Genomic DNA, 26,239 nt, shown 5'->3' on the forward strand with positions numbered 1-26,239 from the left:
AAGGCCCGTCGGCGTCCGCCGCCGGGCGATCCGCGCAGGGACAGAAGGTCGGCGATGGCTGCGAACCCGATCGAGCAGTTCGAGATCAAGAATCTCATCCCCCTCGGCAATATCGGCGGGCAGGAGATCGCTTTCACGAACTCGGCGCTCTTCATGGTCGGCGCGGTGGCGCTGATCACGCTCGGCTTCACGGCCGCGACGGCGGGCCGTTCGCTAGTGCCGGGCCGCGCCCAGGCGGCGGCCGAGGTGCTCTACGAGTTCGTCGCCGGCACGCTGCGGCAATCGGCGGGCGAGAAGGGGATGAAGTTCTTCCCCTTCGTGTTCTCGCTCTTCATGTTCGTGCTGACCTGCAACCTGCTCGGCATGATCCCGGGCTTCTTCACGGTCACCAGCCACGTCATCGTCACCTTCTCCCTGGCGATCCTCGTCATCGGCACGGTGATCGTCTACGGCTTCGTCAAGCACGGCGCCCACTTCCTCAGGCTCTTCGTGCCCTCCGGCGTTCCCGGCTGGCTGCTGCCGTTCATGGTGGTGATCGAGCTCATCTCCTTCCTGTCGCGCCCGATCTCGCTGTCGCTGCGTCTGTTCGCGAACATGCTGGCCGGCCACGTGGCGCTCAAGGTCTTCGCCGGTTTCATCGTCGGCCTCGGCGGTCTGGCCGCCAGCGGCGGCATGACGGGTGTCTTCGGTGTTGCGGGGGCGGCGCTGCCGCTCGCGATGGCGGTGGCGCTCACGGCTTTCGAGTTCCTCGTCGCTTTCCTGCAGGCCTACGTCTTCACGATCCTGACCTGCATCTACCTTCACGACGCGTTGCACCCGGGGCACTAACAGGGCGCGTCGGTAGTCTTGAAACCAGCCTCATACGAACCTCAGGAGACCTTGTGATGGATCCCGTTGCTGCGAAGTACATCGGCGCCGGCCTCGCCTGCCTTGGCATGGGTCTTGCCGCCATGGGCGTGGGTAACATTTTCGGCAACTACCTGTCGGGCGCCCTGCGCAACCCGTCGGCCGCCGATTCGCAGTTCGGCCGCACCTTCATCGGTGCCGCTCTCGCGGAAGGTCTCGGCATCTTCGCGCTCGTCGTCGCGCTGGTCCTGCTCTTCGTCGCGTAACGCGGCGCAGCCGACCTGCCGATCAACGGGTTGGAAGGGCGCCCCGCGCGCCCTTCGCTGAGAGACTGAACTGCCATGGCTCAACCGATCACCGCGCATGCCGAAGTGCCAGGCATCGAGGGCGAGGGTGCAAACTTCCCGCCTTTCGACGTCAACACCTTCGGCTCACAGCTCCTCTGGCTGGCGATCACCTTCGCTGTCCTCTACCTGCTGATGTCGCGGGTGATCGTGCCGCGGCTCTCCGGCATCCTGGAGGACCGTCGCAGCCGGATCGCCGGCGACCTCAGGATCGCCGCCGAATCGAAGGCCCGGGCCGAGGAGGCCGGTGAGGCCTACGAGAAGGCGCTGGCCGAGGCGCGCGGCCGGGCCCAGGCCCTGGCGCAGGAGACGCGTGACAAGCTCGCGGCCGAGACGGCGGAAAAGCGCGCCGCGCTCGAGGCCGAGCTGGCGCGCAACCTCGCCGACGCCGAGGCCCGCATCACCGCGGGCAAGGACAAGGCCATGGGCAATGTCGAAGCCATCGCCAGCGATGCCGCGACGGCCATCGTCGAGCGCCTGACGGGTCAGGCGCCGGCGGGGGACGCGGTGTCGACGGCGGTCGGCAAGGCAATGGCGCAGTGAGGGCGGTCTGATGCTCGAGAACACCACCTTCTGGGTCGCCGTCGCCTTCGTCATCTTCTTCGCCATCGTGCTGCGGGCCGGCGCCCACAGGTTCGCCGGCAAGGCGCTCGACGAGCGCGGCCAGCGCATCAAGGCCGAGCTCGAGGAAGCGGCCCGCCTGCGCGGCGAGGCCGAGGCGCTCCTCAAGGAATACGAGGCCAAGCGCCAGGCGGCCGAGGCCGAGGCTGCGGCCATCGTGACGAGCGCCCGCGAGGAAGCCGAGCGCGTCGCCAAGGAGGCGCACGAGCGCGTCGCCGAATTCGTCGCCCGCCGCACGGCCGCCGCCGAGGCCAAGATCGCCCAGGCCGAGACCCAGGCTGCCGCCGAAGTCCGCGCCGCCGCGGCTGATGCTGCTGTCAAGGCCGCCGAGCAGATCCTGCGCGACACGGTCAAGGGCAAGCTCGCCGAGGACATCTTCGCCAAGGGGCTCGGCGAGGTGAAGGGCAAGCTCAACTGAGCCTTCCACGGACCGATCAGCTATCGAGCGGCCGCCTTCGGGCGGCCGTTTTCTTTTGGGGCCGTACTTCCGCCGGTGCAGGTCAGGGAGAAGGACGTCACGAGGGCTTGAGGAGGGCATGCCTTGATCGCGCCGCCGCCCTGTGGATTGATGGCGCCTCCATCGCTCGGGAGACGGACATGGCACGCACGGCTCGCCGCATCGCGGCACTGCTCGTCACGGGCGTCGCTTTCGCCGCAGGGCTCTCGACCTCCGCCGGTGCCGACGAGCGCATGCGGCTGCCGCCGCCGTCACGTGGCGATTCGGTCGGCCATTGCGCCATCCATGGTCCGGGCTTCGTGCAGATCGCCGGATCGGACACCTGCGTGCGCCTCGGCGGGCGGGTGCGGGCCGAGGGGATGACCCGCAAAGGGGCGAGCGGCACCATGGCCGGCGGGCGCGCCACGCTCGACGTGCGCGTGCCGACCGGTCTCGGCCCCATGCGCGGCTATGTCAGCGGCACGGTGAACGGGAACTGAGCCCGCCATTTCCCCTCCCCCCTTGCGGGGAGGGGTGGGGGTGGCGCAGCATGCAGGAGGCCGTGTTCCTGCGTCACGACCCTGCCTCGCTCGCCCCTCCCCGCAAGGGGGAGGGGAGAAGAGGCGCCCGGCTCGGGGGCGAGGTGACAGGCCGCCGACGGCCTACTCCGCCGCTTCGGCGACCGGCGCGGGTGCCGTCCAGCGCAGCACCGGCTGGCGCGCCGCACGCGTCTCGTCGAGGCGCCGGCGCGGGGCGTGATAGGGGGCCCCGGTGAAGCGTGCCGTGTCCCCGTCGCGCACGGCGAAGGCGAGGTCGCGCAGCGTGGCGATGAAAAGGTCGAGGGAGGCCTTCGATTCGCTCTCCGTCGGCTCGATCAGCATGGCCCCGTGCACGACGAGCGGGAAATAGACCGTCATCGGGTGGTAGCCCTCGTCGATCATCGCCTTGGCGAAGTCGAGCGTCGTCACCCCCGTGCCCTTGAGCCAGGCGTCGTCGAACAGCACCTCATGCATGCAGGCCCGGTTGCCGAAGGGCAGCGACATCAGGTCCGCGAGGCATGCGCGCACATAGTTGGCGTTGAGCACCGCATCTTCCGAGGCCTGCTTCAGCCCGTCCGCCCCGTGCGAGAGCATGAAGGCGAGCGCGCGCACGAACATGCCCATCTGGCCGTGGAAGGCCGTGAGCCGCCCGAGCGGTGACTGGTCCGACGCGGTCGCGTGCTCGACGAGCGAGAAGCGCCCGTCGTCGAGTCTCACATAGGGCAGGGGGGCGAAGGCCGCGAGCCTGTCCGACAGCACCACCGGCCCCGCGCCCGGCCCGCCGCCGCCGTGCGGCGTCGAGAAGGTCTTGTGCAGGTTGATGTGCATGGCATCGACGCCGAGGTCGCCGGGCCGCGCCTTGCCGACGATGGCGTTGAAGTTCGCCCCGTCGCAGTAGAAATAGCCGCCCGCCTCGTGGATGACGCGAGCGATCTCGACGACGTCGCGCTCGAAGAGCCCGCAGGTGTTCGGGTTCGTCAGCATGATGGCGGCGGTGTCGGGCCCCGCGAGCTTCGCCACCTCGGCCGGATCGACCGTGCCGTCCTCTCGCGCCGGCACCGCCTTCACCGTGAAGCCGATGAGCGCGGCGGTGGCGGGATTGGTGCCGTGGGCCGAATCGGGCACCAGCACGACGTTGCGCGTGGCCGTCTCGCCCTGGGCCGCGATGGCCGCCTTGATCGCCGCCATGCCGGCGAGTTCGCCGTGCGCGCCGGCCTTGGGCGACAGCGTCACGGCCGGCATGCCGGTCAGCTCCTTGAGCCAGTGGGCGAGCTCGTCCATGAGCGCCAGCGCCCCCTGCACGGTCGAGGCCGGCTGCAGCGGGTGGACGTCGGCGAAGCCCGGCAGCCGCGCCATCCGCTCGTTGAGGCGCGGGTTGTGCTTCATGGTGCACGAGCCGAGCGGGAAGAGGCCGGTGTCGATGCCATAGTTCTTCTGCGACAGGCGCACGTAGTGGCGCATCGCCTCCGGCTCGGAGAGGCCGGGCAGGCCGATGGCCTCCTTGCGCGCCAGGCCGCCGAGGCGGTCGGCCACGGGCGCCGGCTCGTCGAGATCGACCCCGGTCACATCCGTGCGGCCGAATTCGAAGATCAGCGGCTCCTCCTGCTGGAGGGCGCGGTTGCCGGTGAAGGTCGGGTGGTCGTTTTCAGCCCCCGCGCCCGGCGTGGTGGGACGTCCCTGGCGGTTCAGCATGAATGGGCTCCATCGATATCGTCGCGGCGCAGGTGCGGCACTTCCCCTCCCCCCGCTTCGCAAGTCGGGTGTTCCCGACTTGCGACGGTCACACCATCTCGGGCAGGCCCGAGATGGGCGGGGGAGGGGCTAGGGGTGGGGGGCTCGGCTGCCGCATGGAGGATCGTTTCCATGACGCCGTCGAGGTTGTCGCGGATGTCGGTGTTCCAGAAGCGCAGCACGCGATAGCCGTTCAGCTTCAGATAGGCGGTGCGGGCGCTGTCGCGGTTGAGGCCTGCCTCATAGCCATGCTGCTCGCCATCGATCTCGATAACGAGCCGCAGGCCGTGATGGGCGAAGTCGGCAAAGTAGGGGCCGATCGGCGCCTGCCGCCGGAAATGTCCCTGAGGCAGATCGAGCAATTTCAGGCGCGACCACAGCCTGCGCTCGAACGGCGTGGCCTCGCGGCGCAGGCGACGGGAAATCTTTGTCCGCCGATCCGATCTGTCACGCTCGGTTCGTGTCATCGGCGCCCCCCACCCTAACCCTCCCCACCGCAAGCGGGGGGAGGGGATTGCCGCCATCGGAGCCTCACCGTTCAACTGCACGTCACAGCACCTCCGTAAGGGCGGCGACGAAGGCGGCCCGGTCGGCGTCGGTGTTCACTTCGGTGGAGGCGACGAGGAGGAGGTCGTCGAGGCCGGCACCGGGCAGGAGGCGCGACACCGGCACGCCGGCGAGCACGTGGTGGTCGGCCATCGCCTCGACCACGGCGGCGGCTGGCTTGGGCAGCCGCAGCGTGAACTCGTTGAAGAAGGTCTCGTTGAGCACCTTCACGCCCGGCACGGCGGCGAGCGCCTCGGCGAGCTTCACCGCATTGGCGTGGTTGACACGGGCCAGGCGCGTCAGCCCGGCTTCGCCGAGCAGCGACATGTGGATGGTGAAGGCGAGGCAGCACAGGCCCGAGTTGGTGCAGATGTTCGACGTCGCCTTGTCGCGGCGGATGTGCTGCTCGCGCGTCGAGAGCGTCAGCACGAAGCCGCGCCGCCCGTCCGCGTCCACCGTCTCGCCGGCGAGGCGGCCCGGCATCTGGCGCACGAACTTCTGCCGCGTGGCGAAGAGGCCGACGTAGGGCCCGCCGAAGGACAGGGCGTTGCCGATCGACTGGCCCTCGCCGACGACGATGTCGGCGCCCATGGCGCCGGGCGCCTCGACGAGCCCGAGCGACACGGCCTCGGTGACGACGGCGACGAGGAGCGCGCCGTGGGCATGCGCCTTGTCGGCGACGGCCCTGAGGTCGCGCAGGTTGCCGAAGACGTCCGGCGTCTGCACGACGATGCAGGAGACGCTGTCATCGATGGCGGCGAGAAGGTTCTCGGTGGCGGTGACGTCCGGCGACAGGCGCACCACCTCGTCACCCGCGAGGTCGGACAGCGTCTTCACCACCTCGGCGTAATGCGGGTTGAGGCCGCCGGAGAGCACGGCCTTGCGCCGCCGCGTCACGCGGTGGGCCATCAGCACGGCTTCCGCCGCGGCGGTCGAGCCGTCGTACATGGAGGCATTGGCCACCTCCATGCCGGTCAGCATGGCGACCTGCGTCTGGAACTCGAAGAGGTACTGCAGCGTGCCCTGCGCGATCTCGGGCTGGTAGGGCGTGTAGCTCGTCAGGAATTCCGAGCGCTGGATGAGATGGTCCACCGTTGCCGGCACATGGTGCTTGTAGGCGCCGGCCCCCACGAAGAAGGGCACGGACGAGGCCGGCACGTTGCGTGCCGCCATGGCGCCGAGGTGGCGCTCCACCTCCATCTCGCCCTTGGCGCGCGGCAGGTCGGCGAGGGCCGCCATGCGCATCCGCTCGGGGATGTCGGTGAAGAGCTCGTCGACGGTGGCGACGCCGATGCGCGCGAGCATCTCGCTGCGGTCGGCGTCGGTTAACGGCAGATAGCGCATGCGGCTTCGTCCCAATCGCCCGTTTCGGGTCAGGAAATCGACTTCAGATAGTCTTCGTACTGCTCTTCGGTCATCAGCCCGTCGAGCTCGCCGGCATCGCTCAGCTTGATCTGGACGAACCAGCCGTTGCCGAGCGGATCCTCGTTGACCGTGCCGGGCGTTTCCTCGATGGCGCCGTTGACGGCGACGACCTCGCCGGAGACCGGGGCATAGACCTCGCTCGCCGCCTTGACGCTCTCGACGACGGCCGCTTCGGCACCTTTCGTCAGCGCCTTGCCGACGCTGGGCAGCTCGACGAAGACCACGTCGCCCAGCTGGCTCTGGGCATAGTCGGAAATGCCCACCGTGCCGGTGTCGCCCTCGACGCGGATATATTCGTGGTCCTTGGTGTAATAGGTGGTCATCTCTCGTTCCCCTGAAAGCCGGTGCGGCCCTTGCGGGCCATGTCTCAACTCAGCGCTTGTAGCGGTGCGCCACGAAGGGCATCGGCACGACCCGTGCCGGGATCTCCTTGCCGCGCACGACGAGGGTGAGTGCCGTGCCCTCGCGCGCGAAGTCGCTCGCCACATAGCCCATGGCGACGGGGGCGCCGAGCGTCGGGCCGAAGCCGCCGGACGTCACCTCGCCGACGAGTTCTCCCGCCGCGTCCTTGATCTCGGTGCCCTCGCGGGCCGGCATGCGGCCCTCGGGCAGGAGGCCGACGCGCTTGCGCAGCGGCCCGTCCGCGAGCTCCTCCATGATGCGGTGCGAACCGGGGAAGCCGCCCTCCTGCCGCCGGCGCCGCTGGATCGACCAGGCGAGCGCCGCTTCGACCGGAGAGGTCTCCTCGTTGATGTCGTGGCCGTAGAGGCACAGGCCCGCCTCGAGGCGCAGCGAATCGCGCGCGCCGAGCCCGATCGGCTCGACCTCGGGCTCGGCCATGAGGAGGTCCCACAGGGCGCCGGCCCTGTCGCCTGGCACCGAGATCTCGTAGCCGTCCTCGCCCGTGTAGCCGGAGCGCGAGACGTGGCAGGGGATGCCGGCCACCGTCATCGCGGCGGCGCTCATGAAGGCGAGGCTCTTCGCCTCCGGCGCATGGCGGGCAAGCACCGCCTCCGCCTCCGGGCCCTGCAGGGCAAGGAGCGCGCGACCGTCGAAGACCTCGAGCCGTACCTCGTCGGGCAGGTGGTGCCGGATGTGGCGGATGTCGGCGTCCTTGCAGGCGGCGTTGACGACGAGGAGCAGGCGGCCGTCGCCGTCCGCCGGCCGCGTCACCATCAGGTCGTCGATGATGCCGCCCTGGTCGTTTAGAAGCTGGCTGTAGCGCTGCTGGCCGGGAACCAGGCCGAGGATGTCGGCCGGGACGAGCGCCTCGAGCGCGCGCGCGACGGTCGCATGGTCCGGGCCGGCGAGGGCGGCCTGGCCCATGTGCGACACGTCGAACAGCCCGGCGGCTTTGCGCGTGTGCTGGTGCTCGGCGATGATGCCCTTGGCATATTGCACCGGCATGTCGTAGCCGGCGAAGGGCACCATGCGGGCGCCGAGCGCCACGTGCCGGCTGTGCAGCGGCGTATGCCGGAGCGGGGCTGAGCCCGGGGGTGAAGACGCCATCGACGGTTCCTCGCGCGACAGGGTTCGCGATCGGGCAAATGCCCGCTCGCGCCCCCTCTGTCCGGGAACCTGAGAGATTTCCCCGGCAGGACCGGGTTACCCCCTTCGGTGGGGCCTGCCGCTGGGCAGGCCCGCTCTCCAGAGTGTCAGCTCCCGCGCGGTCCTTGGGCCTGAGCGTGTCCGGGGCGGTTGCGCCTTCGGCGTCGCGCGCGTGCCAGGCACACGGCGAACTCTCCCGCGGGGATCATCGACGTTGACCAGCCAGTCATGAAGCGCGGCGCCCGTCCTGTCAACGGGCGCCGTGTGGCGATCGACAGGGAGCGTCGCGCCGCCGCTTCGGGCGGTCAGCGCCGGCGCGCGCCGCGCGTCGGGGCCGCCTGGGCCTGGCCGCGGCCGAAGCCGACCTCGATGATGACGTTGTCGCCCGTCGCCTCGGGCGGAAGGGTGAAGCCTTCCTCCACGAACAGGAACTCGCCCTGGGTCTCGCCGCGCGCCACGGTGGCGGAGACGGTGCGCGTCCGCGAGGCATAGACGCGGTTGCCCTCGCGAATCGTCACGTGGAAGGGCGAGGAGAAGGTGCCCGGCCCGCCGGCCGGGCCGAGCAGCGCGAGGCCCTGCACGCCGACCTTGACCGTCATGCCGCCGCCGGGCAGGGGGGCGCATTCGCGCGCCGTCTCGGAGATGGTGAGCTGGTAGCGCAGGCCGGCATTGCTCTCGCCGCCCGCGCGCACGGCCGAGCCGCCGTCCGAGACGAAGACATAGGGGCAGATGACCTCGTCCGGCGGGGCCTCGCGCTGCTCCGGCAGGGTGGTGCTGCCGTAGCGCAGCAGGTTGCCGAGCGAGGAGCCGCCGCCCTGGGCGGAGCCGCCGTCCCCGGAGGTTGAACTGCACGCTGCAAGCAGACCCGCGAGGGAGACCAGCAAAACCGAAGACCGCATCGCTTCCACCCGTCCTTGATTCATCTGTCCGTGCTGCCGCTCCCGTTCAGGGCAGCTTGTCGAAGCCGGGGCCGAAGCCGTCGAGCGACACCGGGATGCCGATGCCTTCCTCCGGCGTCTGGAAGACGACGAAGGTCGCCGTCTTGCCGCCGCGCAACTGGCCGAGCAGGTTGTCGTCCATCACCACCTCGGCGACGCAGCCCGTGTTGAGGCAGCGCACGAATCCGGCCCGGCCGATGTCCGTGTCGTCGATCTTGAGGCCGAGGCCCGCCGGCAGCAGCACGCCGAGCGGCGCGACCACCCGCAGCAGCCGGCTCTGGCCGTCGGCCGTCTTCAGGACGATGACGACCAGCGTCACGTTGGGCCGGTCCTCGGCCGCGACGCTCTGCACGATGGCACATTGTTCCTTCTGTGCGCCGGGCGGCGTCTCGCAGCGCGTCTGCCAATGGCCGGTCGTCTCCTTGACGGCGCCCTGCGCGAGGGCGGCCCCACCGCCGCAGAAGGCGCCCGCGAGCGCGAGGGCCAGGGCTGCGGCGCGGGGCAGGAGACGCGGAGCGGGTGAACGGCGCAACATTCGCGTGGCTTTCTCTCGAAACGGTTCGGGCCGGACATCGCGGCCGCATGCGAACGATTCGCGCAGCCGGAGGCCGCGCCTGCGATAATCGCTGGGGGATGTTCCGAACACGCCTTGCCCGCAGCTGTCAAGAACGGTGGGCCTTCGGGTGTGACGCGAGGCGCCACTTTGGCGAAAGCGGCGCGAAAATGCGGGGAGAACATGGCTCGCGCGTTTATGCCGCATGGAATGATTTTAACGACACCGTTGCGCCGCACGCCGGGTTGTGGTCTTTGCTCTGGATCAAAGACAGGGGGCGCCGCCATGCGCCGCCTGTCGTTTTGCGTACTTACGGAACGATGGCGGACGGTTCGTCGAGGCGAGAGACCGGGAACCGCGCCCCGCCGATCACGGGAGCTCCGGACGACCGATGCGGATCGATTTTCTTCGTTTTCGGCCCTTGTTTGCGCTGACGCTCGCCTTCGCTGCGCTGGCGCAGCCGGCGCTTGCGGGCACGGGCCAGCCCTCGCCCTGGCAGATGACCTTCCAGACGCCGGTGACCGAGGTCGCCCGCTACATCGACTGGTTCCACAACGGTCTCCTGTGGCTGATCGGCGCGGTCGTGCTCTTCGTCCTGGCGCTGCTCATCTATGTGATGGTGCGCTTCAACGAGAAGGCGAACCCGACCCCCTCGAAGACGACGCACAACACGCTGATCGAGGTGGCCTGGACCGTGGTGCCGGTCCTCATCCTCATCGTCATCGCGGTGCCGTCCTTCCGCCTGCTCAAGCTGCAGCTCGTGCCGCCGCAGGCCGACGTCGTCATCAAGGCGACCGGCCACGCCTGGTACTGGTCCTACGAATATCCCGGCAACGAGGGCGAGGCCTTCTCCTTCGACGCCAACATGGTGCCGGACGACCAGCTGCAGCCCGGCCAGCCGCGGCTGCTCGCCACCGACAACGAGGTGGTCGTGCCGGTGAACAAGGTCGTCCTGGTGCAGGTCACCGCGGCGGACGTCATCCACGCCTTCGCCATGCCGTCCTTCGGCATCAAGGTCGACGCCGTGCCGGGCCGCCTCAACGAGACCTGGTTCCGCGCCGAGCGCGAAGGCATGTACTACGGCCAGTGCTCCGAGCTGTGCGGGCAGAACCACGCCTTCATGCCCATCGCCATCCGCGTGGTGAGCGAGGAGCAGTACGCCGCCTGGCTCGCCGAGGCCAGGCAGAGGTTTGCCGCGACCGAGGTGCGCCCCGTGAAGGTGGCGAGCCGCGCAACTGCGGCCGAGTGATCCGTCGAACCGTTCCGGCCCATTCCGGCCGACAACAAGAAGCAATGGCCTGACGAGGAGCTGAGCAAATGGCTTCGCCGGCAACATCCCATCAAGCGCACGACCACGCCCAAGATCATGCACACGACCTGCCGCGGGGCTGGCAGCGCTGGATGAATTCAACGAACCACAAGGACATCGGCACCCTCTACCTGATCTTCGCGCTCTTCGCGGGTCTCGTCGGCGGTGCCCTGTCCATCGGCATGCGGCTCGAGCTCCAGGAGCCGGGCATGCAGTTCTTCTCCAACCCGCAGACGTTCAACGTCTTCGTCACCGGCCACGGCCTCATCATGGTGTTCTTCATGGTGATGCCGGCGCTCATCGGCGGGTTCGGCAACTGGTTCGTCCCGCTCATGATCGGCGCGCCGGACATGGCCTTCCCGCGCATGAACAACATCTCCTTCTGGCTCACGGCAGCGGCCTTCTGCCTGCTGATCCTGTCGCTGTTCATGGAAGGGGCGCCCGGCTCGACCGGCTTCGGCGGCGGCTGGACGGTCTATCCCCCGCTCGCCGTGCAGGGCCATCCGGGCCCGGCGCTCGACTTCGGCATCCTGTCGCTGCACCTCGCCGGCGCGGCCTCGATCCTCGGCGCCATCAACTTCATCACGACGATCCTCAACATGCGCGCGCCGGGCATGACGCTGCACAAGATGCCGCTCTTCGCCTGGGGCGTGCTGGTGACGGCCTTCCTGCTGCTCCTGGCCCTGCCGGTGCTGGCGGGCGCCATCACCATGCTGCTGACGGACCGCAACTTCGGCACGACCTTCTTCGATCCGGCCGGCGGCGGTGACCCGATCCTCTACCAGCACCTGTTCTGGTTCTTCGGCCACCCCGAAGTGTACATCATGATCCTGCCGGCCTTCGGCATCATCAGCCACATCGTCTCGACCTTCGCCAAGAAGCCGATCTTCGGCTACCTCGGCATGGCCTACGCGATGGTGGCGATCGGCGTCGTCGGCTTCATCGTGTGGGCGCACCACATGTACACGGCCGGCCTGTCGCTCGACACGCAGCGCTACTTCGTCTTCGCGACGATGGTCATCGCCGTGCCGACGGGCGTGAAGATCTTCTCCTGGATCGCGACGATGTGGGGCGGCTCCATCCGCTTCACCTCGCCGATGATCTGGGCGATCGGCTTCATCTTCCTGTTCACGGTCGGCGGCGTGACGGGCGTCGTGCTCGCCAACGCTGGCGTCGACCGCGCGCTGCACGACACCTATTACGTGGTGGCGCACTTCCACTACGTGCTGTCGCTCGGCGCGGTCTTCGCCCTCTTCGCGGGCTGGTACTACTGGTTCCCGAAGATGTCGGGCTACGTGATCCCGGACTGGATCGGCAAGCTGCACTTCTGGATCTCGTTCATCGGCGCGAACCTCCTGTTCTTCCCGATGCACTTCTCGGGCCTCGCCGGCATGCCGCGCCGCTATGCGGACTATCCGGACGCCTATGCCCACTGGAACCTGATCTCCTCGATCGGCTCCTACATCTTTGCCGTCGGCCTCCTGATCTTCTTCTACGGCGTGGCGCTCGCCTTCGTCCGCAAGCAGCAGGCCGGCGACAACCCGTGGGGCGCGGGCGCGACGACGCTGGAATGGACGCTGTCCTCGCCGCCTCCGTTCCACCAGTACGAGACGCTGCCGAAGATCACGAGCTCCGGCCACTGATCGTCCGGCAATGAAACAGGCGTGCGGCCGGGCAGGTCCCGGCCGCCGCTTCTCCGCCGGAGGCCGTAAAGGGCGGCCCCTCGCCGAGAAGCGAAGGCACCGACAGTGCCATTGAGTGACGAACCGAACGGGTAGGGCGTTATGGCGATGATCAGCGACCGACTGGCCGAGACGGGCCGCCGCGAGGCGGCCGGCGCGGTTGGGGCGTCGGTCTCCGGAGGCAGCGTCGGCGACTATATCGCGCTCCTCAAGCCGCGGGTGATGTCGCTCGTCGTCTTCACCGCGCTCGTCGGCATGGTGATCGCGCCCGGCCACGTCAACCCGGTGCTCGGCTTCGCCTCGCTGCTCGCCATCGCCATCGGCGCCGGCGCGTCCGGCTGCCTCAACATGTGGTGGGACGCCGACATCGACGCGGTGATGACGCGCACCGCCAAGCGGCCGATCCCGGCGGGCCGCATCGCGCCGGGCGAGGCGCTCGCCTTCGGCATGACGCTGTCGGTCGGCTCCGTGCTGGTGCTCGGCCTCGCCTCGAACTGGTTCGCGGCGGCCTTCCTTGCCTTCACCATCTTCTTCTATGCCGTCGTCTACACGATGTGGCTGAAGCGGGCGACGCCGCAGAACATCGTCATCGGCGGCGCGGCCGGGGCCTTCCCGCCCATGATCGGCGAGGCGGCCGTGACCGGCCACGTCAGCCTCGACGGGCTCGTGCTGTTCGCCATCATCTTCCTGTGGACGCCGCCGCACTTCTGGGCGCTCGCCCTCGTCAAGGCTGGCGACTATGCCCGCGCCGGCGTGCCCATGATGCCGAACGTCGCCGGTCCCGACGCGACCCGCCGGCAGATCATGCTCTACACGCTGCTGCTCGCCCCGGCGGGCCTTGCGCCGGTGGCGCTCGGCTTCGGCGGCGCGGTCTATGCGACGGTCGCCGGCGTCACCGGGCTCGGCATGGTGGCGCTCGCCTGGCGCGTGCTGCGCCGGCGCGAGGGGGAGGCGGCCGTCAAGGCGGCGCAGCAGCTCTTCGCCTTCTCCATCCTCTACCTCTTCCTTCTTTTCGCGACACTGCTCGCCGAGCAGTCGCTCGGCTTCGGCAGCCTTTTCGCCGGGTGGGGGCGCTGATGAGCGACAAGGACCGCACCGACGACAAGGAGCGCGCCGTGGAAGGGGGCCCGCCCAAGATGTCTCCCGACGAGGCGAAGCGCCGCCGCGGGCGCAACATCGCGATCGCCGTCGTTCTCGGGCTGCTCGTCATCCTGTTCTATGCGATGACGATCGCGCGGCTCGGCGAGAACGTCATGAACAGGCCGATGTGAGGGCTGGGGCATGAGCACCAACGGACAGGACCCGAAGGTGAAGGCGGCCGTGCGCCGCACGGCCGTCATCTGCGCCGGCGTCGTCTTCGGCATGGTCGGCCTCGCCTATGCGTCCGTGCCGCTCTACGACCTCTTCTGCCGCGTCACCGGCTACGGCGGTACGCCCCAGGTCAGCGACGGGCCGTCGGCGCGCCGCTCGGAGCGCGAGGTCACGGTGCGCTTCGATTCGAATGTCGCGCCGGGCATCTCCTGGCGCTTCACGCCCGAGGCGCGCGAGGTCACCGTCAAGCTCGGCGAGACGAAGACGGTGATGTACAAGTTCACCAACACGAGCGACCGTCCGACCACCGGCATCGCCACCTTCAACGTCCAGCCGGAACTGGCCGGGGCCTATTTCAACAAGATCCAGTGCTTCTGCTTCACCGAGCAGACGCTCCAGCCGGGTGAGACGGTGGAGGCGCCCGTCGTCTTCTATGTCGATCCCGACATCGTCAACGAGCGTGACATCGCGGACATCCGCACGCTCACGCTCTCCTACACCGTCTTTCCCGCCAAGGGTGGCGCGCCGGTGACGGCGGCCAGCCAGGCGGCGGACAAGCCAAGCCTCTGAACGCTTAACCTGCCCACGCGAGCAAGGACCGAGGGACCCGGAGACAACACAAATGGCCGAAGCTCACGCCAAGAATCACGACTACCATCTCGTCGATCCGAGTCCCTGGCCGCTCCTCGGTTCGGTCAGCGCCTTCGTCATGGCCTGCGGCGCCATCATGCTGATGAAGGACCTGTCGATGGCAGGCCTCAAGGCGGGGCCCTACGTCTTCGGCGCCGGCCTCATCGGCGTGCTCTACACCATGCTCAGTTGGTGGACCGACGTGGTGCGCGAGGCCCAGAGGGGCGACCACACCCGCGTCGTGCAGCTGCACCACCGCTACGGCATGCTGCTGTTCATCGCCTCGGAGGTGATGTTCTTCTACGCCTGGTTCTGGGCCTATTTCGACGTCAGCCTGTTCCCGGGCGAGGCCATCCAGTTCCAGCGCGCGGAGTTCACCGGCGGGCACTGGCCGCCGCAGGGCATCGAGACCTTCGACCCCTGGCACCTGCCGCTGCTCAACACGCTGATCCTGCTCACCTCGGGCACGACGGTGACCTGGGCGCACCATGCGCTGCTGCACAACGACCGCGCCGGCGTGAAGCAGGCGCTGTGGCTGACGGTGGCCCTCGGCGTGCTCTTCTCGATCGTGCAGGCCTACGAATATTCGCACGCCACGTTCGATTTCTCGGGCAACATCTACGGCGCCACCTTCTTCATGGCGACGGGCTTCCACGGCTTCCACGTCATCGTCGGCACCATCTTCCTCGGCGTCTGCCTGCTGCGCGTCTACCTCGGCCATTTCACGCCGAAGCAGCATCTCGGCTTCGAGTTCGCCGCCTGGTACTGGCACTTCGTCGACGTGGTGTGGCTCTTCCTCTTCGCCGCCATCTACGTCTGGGGTGCGGGCACGCCTGCGGCTCACTGACCTGCCGTCGGCGCACGCAGCCGATGATGCGACACAAAGGGGCGGCCGCAGCCGCCCCTTTTGCGTTAGAAGGGCGTCTGCGCGCCGAAAGGCGCGGATCATGGAGGATGAGACATGGCCCACGAAGACCACGCGCCCCAGTCGCCCGTCTCGACGGGCCTTGCCGGCCGTTGCCCCCGGTGCGGGCAGGGGCGCATGTTCGACGGCTTCCTCACCGTGGCGCCGAAGTGCAACGCCTGCGGGCTCGACTTCTCCTTCGCCGACGCGGCCGACGGGCCGGCCGTCTTCGTGATGCTCGTCGGCGGCTTCATCGTCTGCGGCTTCGCGCTGTGGCTGGAGCTCACCTACGAGCCGCCGTTCTGGGTCCATCTCGTCGTGTCGCTGCCGCTGGCGCTCGTCGTTTGCCTCGGCATGCTGCGCCCGCTCAAGGGCGTGCTCATCGCCCTGCAATACCATCACAAGGCCGAGGAGGGCCGGCTGGAGAAATGACCGTGGCGGCACGCTGGCGTGGCCTCATCCTTCCCGGTGTCCTGACGCTCCTCGTGCTCGCGGTGCTCCTGTCGCTGAGCGCGTGGCAGTTCTCGCGCATGGGCTGGAAGGAGGCGCTGCTCGCCCGTATCGAGGCCCGCATCGATGCGGCGCCGGTCCCTGTCCCGCCGGAGGCGGACTGGCCGGCCTGGCGGGCGGACGAGGACGAATACCGCCGCGTCACGGTGGAGGGCCGCTTCCTGCACGACAGGGAGGTGCTCGTCCACGGCAATACCCCGCGCGACGAGCGCGGCCGCGTCTTCGCCGGCTATTACGTGCTCACCCCGCTCGCCCGCCCGGACGGCTCGATCGTCGTGGTGAACCGCGGCTTCGTGCCCCTCGAGAACCGCGATCCGGCGACCCGCGCCCCCGGCCAGGTCGAGGGCGAGGTGGTGGTGAGCGGCGTCATGCGCGCGCCGCAGGAGCGGGGCTGGTTCCTGCCTGCCGACGACCCCGCCAAGGGCGAGTGGTTCACGCGCGATCCGGCCGCGATCGCCGCCGCCTTCGGCCTCGCGCGCGTCGCCCCCTTCATCATCGAGGCGGACGGGGCATCCAACCCCGGCGGCCTGCCGCGCGGCGGGCTGACGCGCGTCAGCTTTCCCAACAACCACCTCGAATATGCGCTGACATGGCTCGGCCTCGCCATCGGGCTTCTCGGCGTCTTCGCGGCCTTCGCCACAAGGCGGCTGAAGGGGGCGGCGTAGATTGGGGAGCGCGGAATATCCCCTCCCCCTTGCGGGGAGGGGCAGGGGTGGGGGTGGCTCCGCATGCAGGAGGCTGTCCTCTCCCGTCTCGACCCCCACCCCCAACCCCTCCCCACAAGGGGGAGGGGAGACGAAACGCGCAGCCCCGGCCCCGCGAGCGTCGTCCTTGTCTCGCCATCCTTCGGGGCTTACTGTCCGCCGTCCCATGAGGAGATAGGTTCGGTGCTGCACGTCTCGACCCGCGGGGAGGCGCCCGCGATTGCCTTCAACGAAGCGCTTCTGGCGGGCCTTGCCCGGGATGGCGGGCTCTATGTGCCCGAGACCTGGCCGCAGCTGACGCGCGAGGCGATCGCCGCCTTGGCCGGCAAGTCCTATGCCGCCGCGGCGAACGAGATCGTCGGCGCCCTCGTCGACGGCGACGTGCCGGCCGATGCCCTTTCGGCGATGGTCGCCGAGGCCTATGCCACCTTCCGCCATCCGGCGGTGTGCCCGCTGAACCAGGTGGGCGACAATCTCTTCGTGCTCGAGCTGTTCCACGGGCCGACGCTCGCCTTCAAGGACGTCGCCATGCAGCTGCTCGCGCGGCTCATGGACCACGTGCTGAAGCAGCGCGGCGCCCGGGCGACCATCGTCGGGGCGACCTCCGGCGACACCGGCTCGGCGGCCATCGAGGCCTTCGCCGGGCTCGACCAGGTCGACGTCTTCATCCTCTATCCGCACGGGCGGGTGTCGGAGGTGCAGCGCCGCCAGATGACCACCGTCGCCTCACCCAACGTGCACGCCATCGCGCTCGAGGGCACGTTCGACGACTGCCAGGGCATCCTCAAGGGCCTGTTCAACAACCACCGCTTCCGCGACGAGCTGGCGCTGTCGGGCGTCAATTCCATCAACTGGGCGCGCATCGCGGCGCAGGTGGTCTATTACTTCACCGCCGCCGTCTCGCTCGGCGCGCCGCACCGTCCCGTCTCCTTCACCGTGCCGACGGGTAACTTCGGCGATATCCTCGCGGGCTACGTGGCGAAGCGCATGGGCCTGCCGGTCGGCCGGCTCGGCGTCGCCACCAACGTCAACGACATCCTCGTGCGCACCCTCGCCACGGGTCGCTACGAGACGGCCGGGGTCGCGGCCACCACCTCGCCGTCCATGGACATCCAGGTGTCGTCGAATTTCGAGCGCCTGCTGTTCGAGGCCGGCGGGCGCGACGCTGCCGCTGTCCGGCGCATGATGACGGCGCTCGCCCAGTCTGGCGCCTTCACCGTGGAAGAGCCGCTGCTCGCCGCCATCCGCCGCGATTTCTTCGCCGGGCGGGCGGACGAGGCCGAGGTCGCGGCCGAGATCGGCACGACGTGGCGCGAGGCCGGCTATCTCCTCGATCCGCATACCGCCGTCGGCATGGTGGCGGCCCGGCGGGCACTGAAGGAGGATGCCGCGACGCCGATGGTGGTGCTGTCGACGGCGCATCCGGCCAAGTTCCCCGATGCGGTCGAGGCTGCGAGCGGCGTGCGCCCGCCGCTGCCGCCCCATCTCGCCGATCTCTATGACCGGCCGGAGCGGTTCGACGTGGTCGCCAACGACATCGCCGCCGTCGAGACATTCGTGCGTGCGCGGGCCCGTGCCGCGCGGGGAGCCGCCGCATGAAGGCAGCCGCCGAAGCGGCCGGGGAGAACGGACTGGAGGTTTCGACGCTCGCCAACGGCCTTACCGTGGTGAGCGAGCGCATGCCGCAGGTCGCCACCGTGGCGGTGGGCGTATGGGTGGGCGCAGGCGTGCGCAACGAGCGGCCGCAGGAGCACGGCCTCTCGCATTTCATCGAGCACATGGCCTTCAAGGGCACCGAGCGCCGCTCGGCCCGCGCCATCGCCGAGGCCGTCGAGGCGGTGGGCGGCGACTTCAATGCCGAGACGGGCATCGAGCACACCTCCTATACGGTGCGCCTCTTGCCGGAGGATCTCGACCTTGCGCTCGACATCCTCGCCGACATCCTGACCCGCTCGCGTTTCTCGCCGGATGAGATCGCCCGCGAGAAGTCGGTGATCCTGCAGGAGATCAGCGCCGTCGAGGACACGCCCGAGGACCTCGTCAACGACCTGTTCATGAGCTGCGCCTTCGCCGGCCAGCCGCTCGGCCGTCCCATCCTCGGCACCGCGACGAGCGTGCGCGGCCTCACCCGCGAGCGCCTCGTCGGCTTTCTCGCGCGGGAATATCTCGCCTCCCGGATCGTCGTCGCCGCGGCGGGGGCCGTCGACCATGGCCGGCTCGTCGCGGGCGTCGAGCGGCATTTTGCCGGCATCGGCGCCGGCGCGGGCTCCCCGGCCGAGCCGGCGCGCTTCACGCCGGGCGAGTTGCGGGTCGAGCGCGACATCGAGCAGGTGCAGCTCATGCTCGGCTGGCCGGGCAGGGCGCTCGGAGACGACGGGCATTATGCCCTGCAGGTCTTCGCCAACCTGCTCGGCGGGGGCATGTCCTCGCGCCTCTTCCAGGAGGTGCGCGAGGAGCGCGGCCTCGCCTATGCGGTCGATGCCTTCCACTGGCCCTTCCTGGACACGGGCGTCTTCGGTCTCGCTGCCGGTACGGCGCCGGAGGATGTCGCCGAGCTCGTGCCGGTGGCGCTCGCCTGCCTGCGTGATGCGGCGCTCGCCGCGACGCCCGAGGAGCTCGGCCGCGCGCGGGCGCAGATGAAGGTGGCGCTGCTCACGACGAGCGAATCGGCCATGGGCCGGGCCGACCAGCTGGCGCGGCAGATGCTCGCCTTCGGGCGCATCGTCCCGCGCGCGGAAATCGTCGCCCGGCTCGATGCCCTGACGGTCGAGGATATACGTGCAGCGGGCCGCACCCTGCTAGAATGCCCTCCCGTCGTCGTGGGGCTCGGGCCGGTCGCGCATCTGCCGGCGCCTGCCGATGTCCAGACGATGCTCGCTGGAAAGTGAACGCCATGGTGCTGTTCCGCTTCACGCCCCACAACGAGGCCCTGCCGGCCGTGCGTGGCGAGGGGCTGTACCTCAGGGCACCGCAGATGGCCGATTTTTCCCAGTGGGCCGCCCTGAGGGCGGAAAGCCGGCGCTTCCTGGAGCCGTGGGAGCCGCTCTGGCCGGCCGACGACCTGACGCGCAGCTCCTTCCGCCGCCGCGTGCGCCGCTACGCCCAGGAGATCGCCAGCGACACGGCCTATCCCTTCCTCATCTTCCGGCAGGACGACGACGTTCTGCTGGGGGGGCTGACGCTCGGCTTCGTGCGGCGCGGCGTCGCCCAGACCTGCACGCTCGGCTACTGGGTCGGCGAGCGCTATGCCCGCCAGGGGCATATGACGCGGGCGGTGCGGGCCGCCGTCGGCTTCGCCTTCCGCAACCTCGCCCTGCGCCGGGTGGAGGCGGCCTGCCTGCCGTCCAACGCCGCCTCCATCCGTCTCCTCGAAAAGGTCGGATTCAGCCGCGAAGGCTACGCCCGCCGCTACCTGTGCATTGCGGGCACGTGGCAGGACCATCTCCTCTATGCCCTGTTGAGTGATGACATCGTCTCGTGAGTGCGACAGAGCCCGGCCGGGGAGCGGGCGGCGTCGGGGCGCGGCCCCGCTGTGGGCGGTCCTGTGGGCTTTGCCCCGCCTCTTGCCCTCGCCCGGCCGGCCCGATACGACTGGGCAGCCTTCCGATGCGCCCACCCGCGAGATCCCCGCGTTGCATCTCCTGCGTAGACTGACGCTTCTCCTGTCGGCCCTCGTCGCCCTTGCCGCCCTCGCGGTACCGGCGGGGGCGGTGGAGTCGGTGCGCGTGACGCTCGATGCCCAGGCCATCGACCTCATGCCGGCCGTCGAGTTCTACAAGTCGGAAGGCGACCTCATCCAGATTCCCATCGCGCCGGGGCCGGACGGCATCGTCCGCCGCATCGCGGTGAAGGCGCGCGACGGCGGCACACGGCCGGACTGGATGGTCTTCGCGCTCACCAACGATACGGACGAGCAGATCGACCGGCTGCTCGTCGCGCCGCACTACCGCCTCGTCGGCTCCGGCGTCATCTGGCCCGACCTCGGCGCCTCGCGCATCACCGCCATCACGGCGAGCCAGGGCATCCGCCCGGAGCGCGAGGAGAGCCCCGACGCCGACATCTTCACGCTGACGCTCGACCCCGGCACGACCGTCACCTTCGTCGCCGAGCTGCGCACGCCGAACCTGCCGCAGCTCTATCTGTGGGAGCCGGAGGCCTACAAGAAGAAGATCAACGGCCTCACCCTCTACAAGGGCATCATCATCGGCATCGCCGGGCTGCTCGCCCTGTTCCTCACCATCGTCTTCGTGGTGAAGGGGGCGGTGATCTTCCCCGCGGCGGCGGCGCTCGCCTGGGCGGTGCTCGCCTATGCCTGCATCGATTTCGGCTTCCTGCAGCAGATCTTCCCGGCGACCTCCTCGGCGGACCGCATCTATCGCGCGGCGGCGGAGGCCGTGCTCGCCGCGACGCTGCTCGTCTTCCTCTTCGCCTATCTGAACCTCAACCGATGGCACGTGCGCTACAGCCACGTGACGGCCGGCTGGCTCGTCTTCCTCGCCGCGCTCGTGGGGCTCGCCGTCTTCGATGCGCCGGTCGCGGCCGGCGTTGCGCGCATTTCCATCGCGGCGGTGGCGGCCATCGGTTTCGCGCTCGTCATCCATCTCGCCAGCCACCGCTACGACCGGGCGGTGATGCTCATCCCCACCTGGCTGCTGCTGCTGGTCTGGGTGACGGCGGCGGCCTTCACCGTGCTCGGCCAGATCTCGCGCGACCTCGTGCCGCCGGCGCTCATCGGCGGGCTGGTGCTCATCGTCATGCTCATCGGCTTCACGGTGATGCAGCACGCCTTCTCGGGCGGCGCCATCGCGCAGGGCCTCGTCAGCGACACCGAGCGCAAGGCGCTGGCGCTCGCCGGGGCCGGCGACATCGTCTTCGACTGGGACGTGATGGGCGACAAGATCTACGTCAGCCCCGAGGTCGAGCTGCAGCTGGGGCTGAAGCGCGGCTCCCTCGAGGGGCCGGCCTCGGCCTGGCTCGATGTGATGCACGCCTTCGACCGCGACCGCTATCGCGCCACCCTCGATGCCGTGCTGGAGCAACGGCGCGGCCGGGTGGTGCAGGACTTCCGCCTGCGTTCGGCGAGCGGCCAGTACCACTGGTTCAACCTCAAGGCGCGGCCCGTCGTCGGCTCCGACGGCGAGGTCATCCGCGTCGTCGGCACCCTGGCGGACGTGACGGATGCGCGCACGGCCGAGGAGCGGCTGCTGCACGATGCGGTGCACGACAACCTCACCGGCCTGCCCAACCGCGAATTGTTCTACGACCGGCTCGAGGCGGCGCTCGTCTACGCCCAGGGCGACGACAGCATCCGCCCGACGGTGATCGTGGTCGATCTCGACCGCTTCAAGCAGGTCAACGAATCGGTCGGCCTGTCGGCCGGCGATTCCATCCTGCTCACCATCTCGCGGCGGCTCGGGCGCCTCCTGCGCCCGCAGGACACGCTCGCCCGCATCTCCGGCGACGAGCTCGCCATCATCCTCGTCTCCGAGCGCGAGCCCGATCGCATCATCTCGTTTGCCGGCATGATCCGCCGGGCGGTCACGACGCCCGTGACCTTCGCCGAGCGCGAGATCTTCCTCACCGCCTCCATCGGCATCGCCCTGCACGATCCGCAGGCCGAGGCGCGCGGCGAGGAGATGCTGAAGAACGCCGAGATCGCCATGATCCACGCCAAGAAGCAGGGCGGGGATCGCATCGAGGTGTTCCGCCCGACGATGCGTGCCGAGCGTTCCGACAAGCTCACCATCGAGAGCGACCTGCGCCGGGCGCTCGACCGCGGCGAGATGAAGGTCTTCTTCCAGCCCATCGTGCGGCTGGACGACCGCACGGTCGCCGGCTTCGAGGCGCTGCTGCGCTGGGACCACCCGCGCCACGGCCGGCTCGGCCCGCACGACTTCATCCCCATCGCCGAGGAGACGGGGCTCATCGTCGACCTCGGCCTCTTCGCGCTGGAGCGCACGGCGCGCGAGCTCGCCGCCTGGCAGCGGGCGCTCGACGTCGAGCCGCCGATCTTCGCCAGCGTCAACATCTCGAGCCGCCAGCTCCTGCGGCACGACCTCCTGCACGACGTGAAGACCGTCCTCGCCCGCTTCGCCGTCCATCCGGGCTCGCTCAAGCTGGAGCTGACCGAGAGCCTCGTGATGGAGAACCCGGAATACGCGGCGCAGATGCTGGCGCGCATCCGCGACCTCGGGGCGGGCCTGTCGCTCGACGATTTCGGCACCGGCTATTCGGCGCTGTCCTACCTGCAGCGCTTCCCCTTCGACACCATCAAGATCGACCAGTCCTTCGTGCGGCAGATGGCGAACGGCGGCCGCCCGGTCATCCTGCGCTCCATCGTCACCCTCGCGCACGACCTCGGCATGGATGTCGTCGCCGAGGGGGTGGAGGACGAATCGGACGCCGTGGCGCTGCTGCAGCTCGGCTGCGAATACGCCCAGGGCTATGCTTTCGGCGAGCCGATGAGCGCGCTCGAAGCGCGCAAGCTCGTCGGCGCGGCGCACGAGGCGGCGTAACATTCAGCGTTGGCGAGCACGCTTCGGGATAGCCCGCTGGCGTAGATGCGGCTCGCCCGCCAAGGTCTGCGCGGTGTGCAGCGCAAGGCCCGGTGCGCAACGCTCTCCGTCATGCCCGCGCCTGTCGCGGGCATCCACGCGCGGTACTGCAACGTCAGAGGCGTGGATGGCCGGGCCAAGCCCGGCCAGGACGGGTGGAGCACGCGTTCCGGCGTCTGAGCGGGAGTGAGGCAATCCCGGCCTGGCCAGCCGGTCCGGAAGGGCGCCTCAGGCGTGCCCGGCCTCGCCGGAGAGCATCCCCGGATCGATGCCGAGCATGCGCAGGGCGCGGTCGTATTTGGCTTCCAGCGGCACGTTGAAGATCAGCTCCGGATCGGCCGGGCAGTTCAGCCAGCCGTTGGCCTGGATCTCGCTTTCGAGCTGCCCGGCGCCCCAGCCGGCATAGCCGAGGGCCAAGAGGGCACTGTGCGGGCCCTGGCCGCGGGCGATGGCGCGCAGGATGTCGATCGTCGCCGTCAGGCAGATCTCGTCGTCGATCGGCAGGGTCGAATTGTCGATGAAGAAGTCGGGCGAGTGCAGCACGAAGCCGCGTCCCGTCTCCACCGGCCCGCCGCGCAGCACGAGCACGCGGTCGCGCTGCGGCAGGCGGATCGCTTCCTCGGCATTGATGATGTCGAGCTGGACGAGGAGATCGGGGAAATTGAGCTCCGTCGCGCGCTTGTTGACGACGATGCCCATCGCGCCTTCTTCCGAATGGGCGCAGACATAGATCACCGAACGCGCAAACCGCTCGTCCTGCATGCCCGGCATGGCGAGCAGCAACTGGCCGTCCAGATAGTCCTTGTCGGCTTCGGCCGACTTTCGCACGAGCGACATCAGCTCTCCTTCTCTCAAGAATATGCTACGGCGCGCCCATAGCTTTTCAATGCTTTTTGATGCCTCCTTGTTGCGCTTCACGGCTTCGTGGCTCGCCATGACAGCGGCAGGAGGGTATTCCGGCGCCATGTCGATCGGATGTTTCAGGGACGGGACGGCCGGGCGGGCCGCAGCCATCTGCGGCGTGCTGGCACTGGCCACCCTATGGCTCGGCACCGCGGTCCCGACGGCGCCTGCCGTCGCCGAACCCGCGCCTTCGGCGAAAGCACAGGGCGAGCGGTCCTCCATTGCGCTCCTCTCCGCCGGGCGCATGCCGGACGGGGCCTGGCGGGCCGGCCTCAGCATCGCCCTCGAGCCGGGCTTCAAGACCTACTGGCGCGATCCGGGCGATTCGGGTGTGCCGCCGGTCTTCGACTGGTCGGGCTCGCGCAATGTCGCCCGGGTCGAGGTGGAATGGCCGGCGCCGCGCCGCTTCTTCGACGGCGTCGGCTGGTCGATCGGCTACAAGGAGGATGTCGTGCTGCCGCTGCGCGTCGTCGCGCAGGATGCCGGCGCACCCGTCGTGCTCGATCTCAAGCTCGACTATGCGATCTGCGAGAAGCTCTGCATCCCGACCGGCGGCCATGTAGCACGGGAACTCACCGAATCGGCTGAGGACGCGGCGGCGCTCGCTCCCTTCGTCGCCCGCGTCCCGCGGGAGGTCGAGCTGGGTGAGGAGGCCGCCGGCCTTGCGGTCGAGACCGCGGCCATCGAGCGGAAGGGGGACGACATCGCCGTCGTCGCCCGCATCGCGGGCGGAGGGCTGGAGGACGTCTTCGTCGAGGGCGAGAGCGGCTGGTACTTCGACAAGGCCGAGCTGACGCGCCAGGACGACGCCCGCACTCTTGCCCGCGTCCCGGTCGCCGACCGGCCGAAGGCGGCCGCGGGCCCGACGGCGGCGAAGCTCACGGTCGTCGGCAAGGCCGGCGCGATATCCGTCTCGGCGAGGCTCGACGCGGTGGCCAAGGCACGCTAACTCAGGAGGGAGCCTCTCGGCTGACTTTCCCTGGAAGGAGCGTTGTCATGGCCATTGCAGTTGGTGATCGCCTGCCGTCCGTAACCTTTCGCGTCATGACGCCCGACGGGCCGGCAGCGCGCACCACGGACGACATCTTCAAGGGCCGCAAGGTCGTGCTCTTCGCCGTGCCCGGCGCCTTCACGCCCACCTGCCACAAGAACCACCTGCCGGGCTTCCTCGCCAAGGCCGACGAGATCAAGGCCCGCGGCATCGACGCCATCGCGGTGACGGCGGCCAACGACGTCTTCGTCATGGATGCCTGGGGCAAGGCCTCGGGCGCTGAGGGCGTTATCGAGTTCCTGGCCGACGGCAACGGCGATTTCGCCAAGGCAGTCGGGCTCGCCTTCGACGGTTCGGGCTTCGGCCTCGGCACGCGCTCGCAGCGCTACTCGATGGTCGTCGAGGATGGCGTCGTCACGCAGCTCAACGTCGAGGACGCGCCCGGCAAGGCGGATGTCTCCGGCGCGGCGCACCTCCTCGCGCAGCTCTGACGTGAGGCCGGGCGCTTCCTCGTGAGGCGCCCGGCTCACTCCAACCGCATCGGCGCAAAGCTCATGCGGTGGAAGGGCGAAGGCCCGTGCGCGGCGATGGCCTCGAGATGCGCCGCCGTGGCGTAGCCAACGTGCGACGAGAAGCCGTAGGCGGGGAACTGCCGGCACAGCCGCGCCATCAGCCGGTCGCGCGTCACCTTGGCGACGATCGAGGCCGCCGCGATCGATGCCACCGTGAGGTCGCCCTTGATGACCGCTTCCGTCGCGCAGGGCGCATCGGGCGGGCAGTCGTTGCCGTCGATGAAGGCGTGTAGTGGCCGCACCGGCAGGCCGCGCAGGGCCCGCGCCATGGCCGCGAGCGTCGCCTGGCGGATATTGACGCTGTCGATGATGCGGGCGGGCACGCTCGCCACCGACACGGCCGCGCTGTCGAGGATGAAGGCATAGAGCATCTCGCGCCGGGCGGGGGTGAGCCTCTTCGAATCCGTCAGCCCCTCGGGAATGCGCTCCGGGTCGAGCACCACGGCTGCCGCCACCACCGGGCCGGCGAGGGGGCCGCGGCCCACCTCGTCCACGCCGGCGACGGGCCAGATACCGCGCCCGCGGCAGTCCGCCTCCCGCGTGAAGGATGCTGACGCGAGGTCGGGGACCGCCGGCGAATCAGTGACGTCGATGCGCTTCATGCGGCCATCATGGCGCGCATGCGCGCAGGCTCAAGGCCCG

The 26,239-nt window shown here is 69.5% G+C and carries 28 protein-coding genes and 1 riboswitch; of the genes, 19 read left to right on the plus strand and 9 right to left on the minus strand.

The window, feature by feature from the left end; translation table 11 throughout:
* Window positions 1-54: 54 nt before the first annotated feature.
* The 5 genes from AL346_RS13005 to AL346_RS13025 all read left to right on the plus strand — a co-directional run bounded on the left by AL346_RS13005 (window position 55) and on the right by AL346_RS13025 (window position 2,747).
* Window positions 55-828 (plus strand): F0F1 ATP synthase subunit A, encoded by a 774-nt coding sequence (locus AL346_RS13005; RefSeq protein WP_019403691.1) that lies wholly within the window; start codon window positions 55-57, stop codon window positions 826-828.
* Between the two features lie 56 nt (window positions 829-884).
* Window positions 885-1,112 (plus strand): F0F1 ATP synthase subunit C, encoded by a 228-nt coding sequence (locus AL346_RS13010; protein ID WP_019403690.1) that lies wholly within the window; start codon window positions 885-887, stop codon window positions 1,110-1,112.
* A 75-nt stretch (window positions 1,113-1,187) separates the two neighbouring features.
* Window positions 1,188-1,733, plus strand: a complete 546-nt coding sequence (locus tag AL346_RS13015; RefSeq protein ID WP_019403689.1) for a hypothetical protein — start codon at window positions 1,188-1,190, stop codon at window positions 1,731-1,733.
* 10 nt (window positions 1,734-1,743) lie between these two features.
* Window positions 1,744-2,229 carry a hypothetical protein gene (locus AL346_RS13020; RefSeq protein WP_019403688.1) on the plus strand — a complete coding sequence of 162 codons (486 nt, stop codon included), beginning with the start codon at window positions 1,744-1,746 and terminating at the stop codon, window positions 2,227-2,229.
* A gap of 179 nt (window positions 2,230-2,408) precedes the next feature.
* On the plus strand, window positions 2,409-2,747 hold the full coding sequence (locus AL346_RS13025) for a porin (RefSeq protein ID WP_019403687.1): 339 nt from the start codon (window positions 2,409-2,411) through the stop codon (window positions 2,745-2,747).
* 162 nt (window positions 2,748-2,909) lie between these two features.
* Here AL346_RS13025 and gcvPB read toward each other — a convergent pair whose 3' ends face one another.
* The 7 genes from gcvPB to AL346_RS13060 form a co-directional block, all read right to left on the minus strand.
* Window positions 2,910-4,478, minus strand: coding sequence for an aminomethyl-transferring glycine dehydrogenase subunit GcvPB (gene gcvPB / locus AL346_RS13030; protein ID WP_019403686.1), 1,569 nt, complete (start codon window positions 4,476-4,478; stop codon window positions 2,910-2,912).
* Window positions 4,472-4,984, minus strand: coding sequence for an endonuclease domain-containing protein (locus AL346_RS13035; RefSeq protein WP_082312510.1), 513 nt, complete (start codon window positions 4,982-4,984; stop codon window positions 4,472-4,474). Before AL346_RS13035 ends, gcvPB begins: the two co-directional genes overlap by 7 nt.
* Before the next feature lie 82 nt (window positions 4,985-5,066).
* Window positions 5,067-6,407: an aminomethyl-transferring glycine dehydrogenase subunit GcvPA gene (gcvPA, locus tag AL346_RS13040; RefSeq protein ID WP_019401100.1), complete on the minus strand. Its 1,341-nt coding sequence runs from the start codon at window positions 6,405-6,407 to the stop codon at window positions 5,067-5,069.
* 29 nt (window positions 6,408-6,436) lie between these two features.
* Window positions 6,437-6,811: a glycine cleavage system protein GcvH gene (gene gcvH, locus AL346_RS13045; RefSeq protein WP_019401101.1), complete on the minus strand. Its 375-nt coding sequence runs from the start codon at window positions 6,809-6,811 to the stop codon at window positions 6,437-6,439.
* 49 nt (window positions 6,812-6,860) lie between these two features.
* Window positions 6,861-7,997 (minus strand): glycine cleavage system aminomethyltransferase GcvT, encoded by a 1,137-nt coding sequence (gcvT, locus tag AL346_RS13050; protein WP_019401102.1) that lies wholly within the window; start codon window positions 7,995-7,997, stop codon window positions 6,861-6,863.
* Window positions 7,998-8,145: 148 nt separating this feature from the next.
* A riboswitch (glycine riboswitch) is annotated at window positions 8,146-8,245 on the minus strand.
* 96 nt (window positions 8,246-8,341) lie between these two features.
* Window positions 8,342-8,935, minus strand: coding sequence for a hypothetical protein (locus AL346_RS13055; protein WP_050996498.1), 594 nt, complete (start codon window positions 8,933-8,935; stop codon window positions 8,342-8,344).
* A 46-nt stretch (window positions 8,936-8,981) separates the two neighbouring features.
* The gene (locus AL346_RS13060) at window positions 8,982-9,509 is read right to left on the minus strand and encodes an invasion associated locus B family protein (RefSeq protein WP_019401104.1); all 528 of its coding nucleotides are present in this window, start codon (window positions 9,507-9,509) and stop codon (window positions 8,982-8,984) included.
* A 409-nt stretch (window positions 9,510-9,918) separates the two neighbouring features.
* Here AL346_RS13060 and coxB point away from each other — a divergent pair, with 409 nt between their 5' ends.
* The 12 genes from coxB (at window position 9,919) to AL346_RS13120 (ending at window position 23,092) form a co-directional block, all read left to right on the plus strand.
* Window positions 9,919-10,776, plus strand: a complete 858-nt coding sequence (gene coxB, locus AL346_RS13065) for a cytochrome c oxidase subunit II (protein WP_026014949.1) — start codon at window positions 9,919-9,921, stop codon at window positions 10,774-10,776.
* Window positions 10,777-10,844: 68 nt separating this feature from the next.
* On the plus strand, window positions 10,845-12,479 hold the full coding sequence (gene ctaD / locus AL346_RS13070) for a cytochrome c oxidase subunit I (RefSeq protein ID WP_026014950.1): 1,635 nt from the start codon (window positions 10,845-10,847) through the stop codon (window positions 12,477-12,479).
* A 147-nt stretch (window positions 12,480-12,626) separates the two neighbouring features.
* Window positions 12,627-13,595 (plus strand): heme o synthase, encoded by a 969-nt coding sequence (locus AL346_RS13075; protein WP_371179627.1) that lies wholly within the window; start codon window positions 12,627-12,629, stop codon window positions 13,593-13,595.
* On the plus strand, window positions 13,595-13,789 hold the full coding sequence (locus tag AL346_RS13080; RefSeq protein ID WP_050996499.1) for a hypothetical protein: 195 nt from the start codon (window positions 13,595-13,597) through the stop codon (window positions 13,787-13,789). Before AL346_RS13075 ends, AL346_RS13080 begins: the two co-directional genes overlap by 1 nt.
* A gap of 10 nt (window positions 13,790-13,799) precedes the next feature.
* Window positions 13,800-14,399 carry a cytochrome c oxidase assembly protein gene (locus AL346_RS13085; protein WP_019401109.1) on the plus strand — a complete coding sequence of 200 codons (600 nt, stop codon included), beginning with the start codon at window positions 13,800-13,802 and terminating at the stop codon, window positions 14,397-14,399.
* Window positions 14,400-14,451: 52 nt separating this feature from the next.
* Complete coding sequence (locus tag AL346_RS13090; protein WP_019401110.1) at window positions 14,452-15,306, plus strand: cytochrome c oxidase subunit 3; 855 nt, start codon at window positions 14,452-14,454, stop codon at window positions 15,304-15,306.
* Window positions 15,307-15,420: 114 nt separating this feature from the next.
* Window positions 15,421-15,795: a DUF983 domain-containing protein gene (locus AL346_RS13095; protein WP_019401111.1), complete on the plus strand. Its 375-nt coding sequence runs from the start codon at window positions 15,421-15,423 to the stop codon at window positions 15,793-15,795.
* Window positions 15,792-16,538 carry an SURF1 family protein gene (locus AL346_RS13100; RefSeq protein WP_019401112.1) on the plus strand — a complete coding sequence of 249 codons (747 nt, stop codon included), beginning with the start codon at window positions 15,792-15,794 and terminating at the stop codon, window positions 16,536-16,538. The genes AL346_RS13095 and AL346_RS13100 overlap by 4 nt, the downstream gene beginning before the upstream one ends.
* Before the next feature lie 222 nt (window positions 16,539-16,760).
* Window positions 16,761-18,176 carry a threonine synthase gene (thrC, locus tag AL346_RS13105; RefSeq protein ID WP_053193756.1) on the plus strand — a complete coding sequence of 472 codons (1,416 nt, stop codon included), beginning with the start codon at window positions 16,761-16,763 and terminating at the stop codon, window positions 18,174-18,176.
* Window positions 18,173-19,465 carry a pitrilysin family protein gene (locus AL346_RS13110; RefSeq protein WP_019401118.1) on the plus strand — a complete coding sequence of 431 codons (1,293 nt, stop codon included), beginning with the start codon at window positions 18,173-18,175 and terminating at the stop codon, window positions 19,463-19,465. Before thrC ends, AL346_RS13110 begins: the two co-directional genes overlap by 4 nt.
* Window positions 19,466-19,470: 5 nt before the next feature.
* On the plus strand, window positions 19,471-20,058 hold the full coding sequence (locus tag AL346_RS13115) for a GNAT family N-acetyltransferase (protein WP_026014952.1): 588 nt from the start codon (window positions 19,471-19,473) through the stop codon (window positions 20,056-20,058).
* Window positions 20,059-20,218: 160 nt separating this feature from the next.
* Window positions 20,219-23,092, plus strand: coding sequence for an EAL domain-containing protein (locus AL346_RS13120; protein WP_053194061.1), 2,874 nt, complete (start codon window positions 20,219-20,221; stop codon window positions 23,090-23,092).
* A gap of 267 nt (window positions 23,093-23,359) precedes the next feature.
* Here AL346_RS13120 and AL346_RS13125 read toward each other — a convergent pair whose 3' ends face one another.
* Window positions 23,360-23,968: a YqgE/AlgH family protein gene (locus AL346_RS13125; RefSeq protein WP_019401121.1), complete on the minus strand. Its 609-nt coding sequence runs from the start codon at window positions 23,966-23,968 to the stop codon at window positions 23,360-23,362.
* 127 nt (window positions 23,969-24,095) lie between these two features.
* Between AL346_RS13125 and AL346_RS13130 the strand changes: the two genes are divergently transcribed.
* Window positions 24,096-24,983 carry a protein-disulfide reductase DsbD domain-containing protein gene (locus tag AL346_RS13130; protein WP_019401122.1) on the plus strand — a complete coding sequence of 296 codons (888 nt, stop codon included), beginning with the start codon at window positions 24,096-24,098 and terminating at the stop codon, window positions 24,981-24,983.
* Window positions 24,984-25,030: 47 nt separating this feature from the next.
* Complete coding sequence (locus tag AL346_RS13135; RefSeq protein WP_026014955.1) at window positions 25,031-25,516, plus strand: peroxiredoxin; 486 nt, start codon at window positions 25,031-25,033, stop codon at window positions 25,514-25,516.
* Window positions 25,517-25,551: 35 nt separating this feature from the next.
* On the opposite strand, the gene AL346_RS13140 is transcribed toward AL346_RS13135, so the two are convergent.
* On the minus strand, window positions 25,552-26,199 hold the full coding sequence (locus AL346_RS13140; protein WP_019401124.1) for a ribonuclease HII: 648 nt from the start codon (window positions 26,197-26,199) through the stop codon (window positions 25,552-25,554).
* Window positions 26,200-26,239: the final 40 nt, after the last annotated feature.

Origin of the sequence: Chelatococcus sp. CO-6, from assembly GCF_001271345.1 — a bacterium.
Taxonomy (GTDB): Bacteria; Pseudomonadota; Alphaproteobacteria; order Rhizobiales; family Beijerinckiaceae; genus Chelatococcus_A; species Chelatococcus_A caeni.

Excerpts from the sequence above, each read along its gene's own strand:
- AL346_RS13005 (WP_019403691.1), top strand. The coding sequence starts at position 55 with ATGGCTGCGAACCCGATCGAGCAGTTCGAGATCAAGAATCTCATCCCC.
- AL346_RS13010 (WP_019403690.1), top strand. The coding sequence starts at position 885 with ATGGATCCCGTTGCTGCGAAGTACATCGGCGCCGGCCTCGCCTGCCTT.
- AL346_RS13015 (WP_019403689.1), top strand. The coding sequence starts at position 1,188 with ATGGCTCAACCGATCACCGCGCATGCCGAAGTGCCAGGCATCGAGGGC.
- AL346_RS13020 (WP_019403688.1), top strand. The coding sequence starts at position 1,744 with ATGCTCGAGAACACCACCTTCTGGGTCGCCGTCGCCTTCGTCATCTTC.
- AL346_RS13025 (WP_019403687.1), top strand. The coding sequence starts at position 2,409 with ATGGCACGCACGGCTCGCCGCATCGCGGCACTGCTCGTCACGGGCGTC.
- gcvPB (WP_019403686.1), bottom strand. The coding sequence starts at position 4,478 with ATGCTGAACCGCCAGGGACGTCCCACCACGCCGGGCGCGGGGGCTGAA.
- AL346_RS13035 (WP_082312510.1), bottom strand. The coding sequence starts at position 4,984 with ATGACACGAACCGAGCGTGACAGATCGGATCGGCGGACAAAGATTTCC.
- gcvPA (WP_019401100.1), bottom strand. The coding sequence starts at position 6,407 with ATGCGCTATCTGCCGTTAACCGACGCCGACCGCAGCGAGATGCTCGCG.
- gcvH (WP_019401101.1), bottom strand. The coding sequence starts at position 6,811 with ATGACCACCTATTACACCAAGGACCACGAATATATCCGCGTCGAGGGC.
- gcvT (WP_019401102.1), bottom strand. The coding sequence starts at position 7,997 with ATGGCGTCTTCACCCCCGGGCTCAGCCCCGCTCCGGCATACGCCGCTG.
- AL346_RS13055 (WP_050996498.1), bottom strand. The coding sequence starts at position 8,935 with ATGCGGTCTTCGGTTTTGCTGGTCTCCCTCGCGGGTCTGCTTGCAGCG.
- AL346_RS13060 (WP_019401104.1), bottom strand. The coding sequence starts at position 9,509 with ATGTTGCGCCGTTCACCCGCTCCGCGTCTCCTGCCCCGCGCCGCAGCC.
- coxB (WP_026014949.1), top strand. The coding sequence starts at position 9,919 with ATGCGGATCGATTTTCTTCGTTTTCGGCCCTTGTTTGCGCTGACGCTC.
- ctaD (WP_026014950.1), top strand. The coding sequence starts at position 10,845 with ATGGCTTCGCCGGCAACATCCCATCAAGCGCACGACCACGCCCAAGAT.
- AL346_RS13075 (WP_371179627.1), top strand. The coding sequence starts at position 12,627 with ATGATCAGCGACCGACTGGCCGAGACGGGCCGCCGCGAGGCGGCCGGC.
- AL346_RS13080 (WP_050996499.1), top strand. The coding sequence starts at position 13,595 with ATGAGCGACAAGGACCGCACCGACGACAAGGAGCGCGCCGTGGAAGGG.
- AL346_RS13085 (WP_019401109.1), top strand. The coding sequence starts at position 13,800 with ATGAGCACCAACGGACAGGACCCGAAGGTGAAGGCGGCCGTGCGCCGC.
- AL346_RS13090 (WP_019401110.1), top strand. The coding sequence starts at position 14,452 with ATGGCCGAAGCTCACGCCAAGAATCACGACTACCATCTCGTCGATCCG.
- AL346_RS13095 (WP_019401111.1), top strand. The coding sequence starts at position 15,421 with ATGGCCCACGAAGACCACGCGCCCCAGTCGCCCGTCTCGACGGGCCTT.
- AL346_RS13100 (WP_019401112.1), top strand. The coding sequence starts at position 15,792 with ATGACCGTGGCGGCACGCTGGCGTGGCCTCATCCTTCCCGGTGTCCTG.
- AL346_RS13110 (WP_019401118.1), top strand. The coding sequence starts at position 18,173 with ATGAAGGCAGCCGCCGAAGCGGCCGGGGAGAACGGACTGGAGGTTTCG.
- AL346_RS13115 (WP_026014952.1), top strand. The coding sequence starts at position 19,471 with ATGGTGCTGTTCCGCTTCACGCCCCACAACGAGGCCCTGCCGGCCGTG.
- AL346_RS13125 (WP_019401121.1), bottom strand. The coding sequence starts at position 23,968 with ATGTCGCTCGTGCGAAAGTCGGCCGAAGCCGACAAGGACTATCTGGAC.
- AL346_RS13130 (WP_019401122.1), top strand. The coding sequence starts at position 24,096 with ATGTCGATCGGATGTTTCAGGGACGGGACGGCCGGGCGGGCCGCAGCC.
- AL346_RS13135 (WP_026014955.1), top strand. The coding sequence starts at position 25,031 with ATGGCCATTGCAGTTGGTGATCGCCTGCCGTCCGTAACCTTTCGCGTC.
- AL346_RS13140 (WP_019401124.1), bottom strand. The coding sequence starts at position 26,199 with ATGAAGCGCATCGACGTCACTGATTCGCCGGCGGTCCCCGACCTCGCG.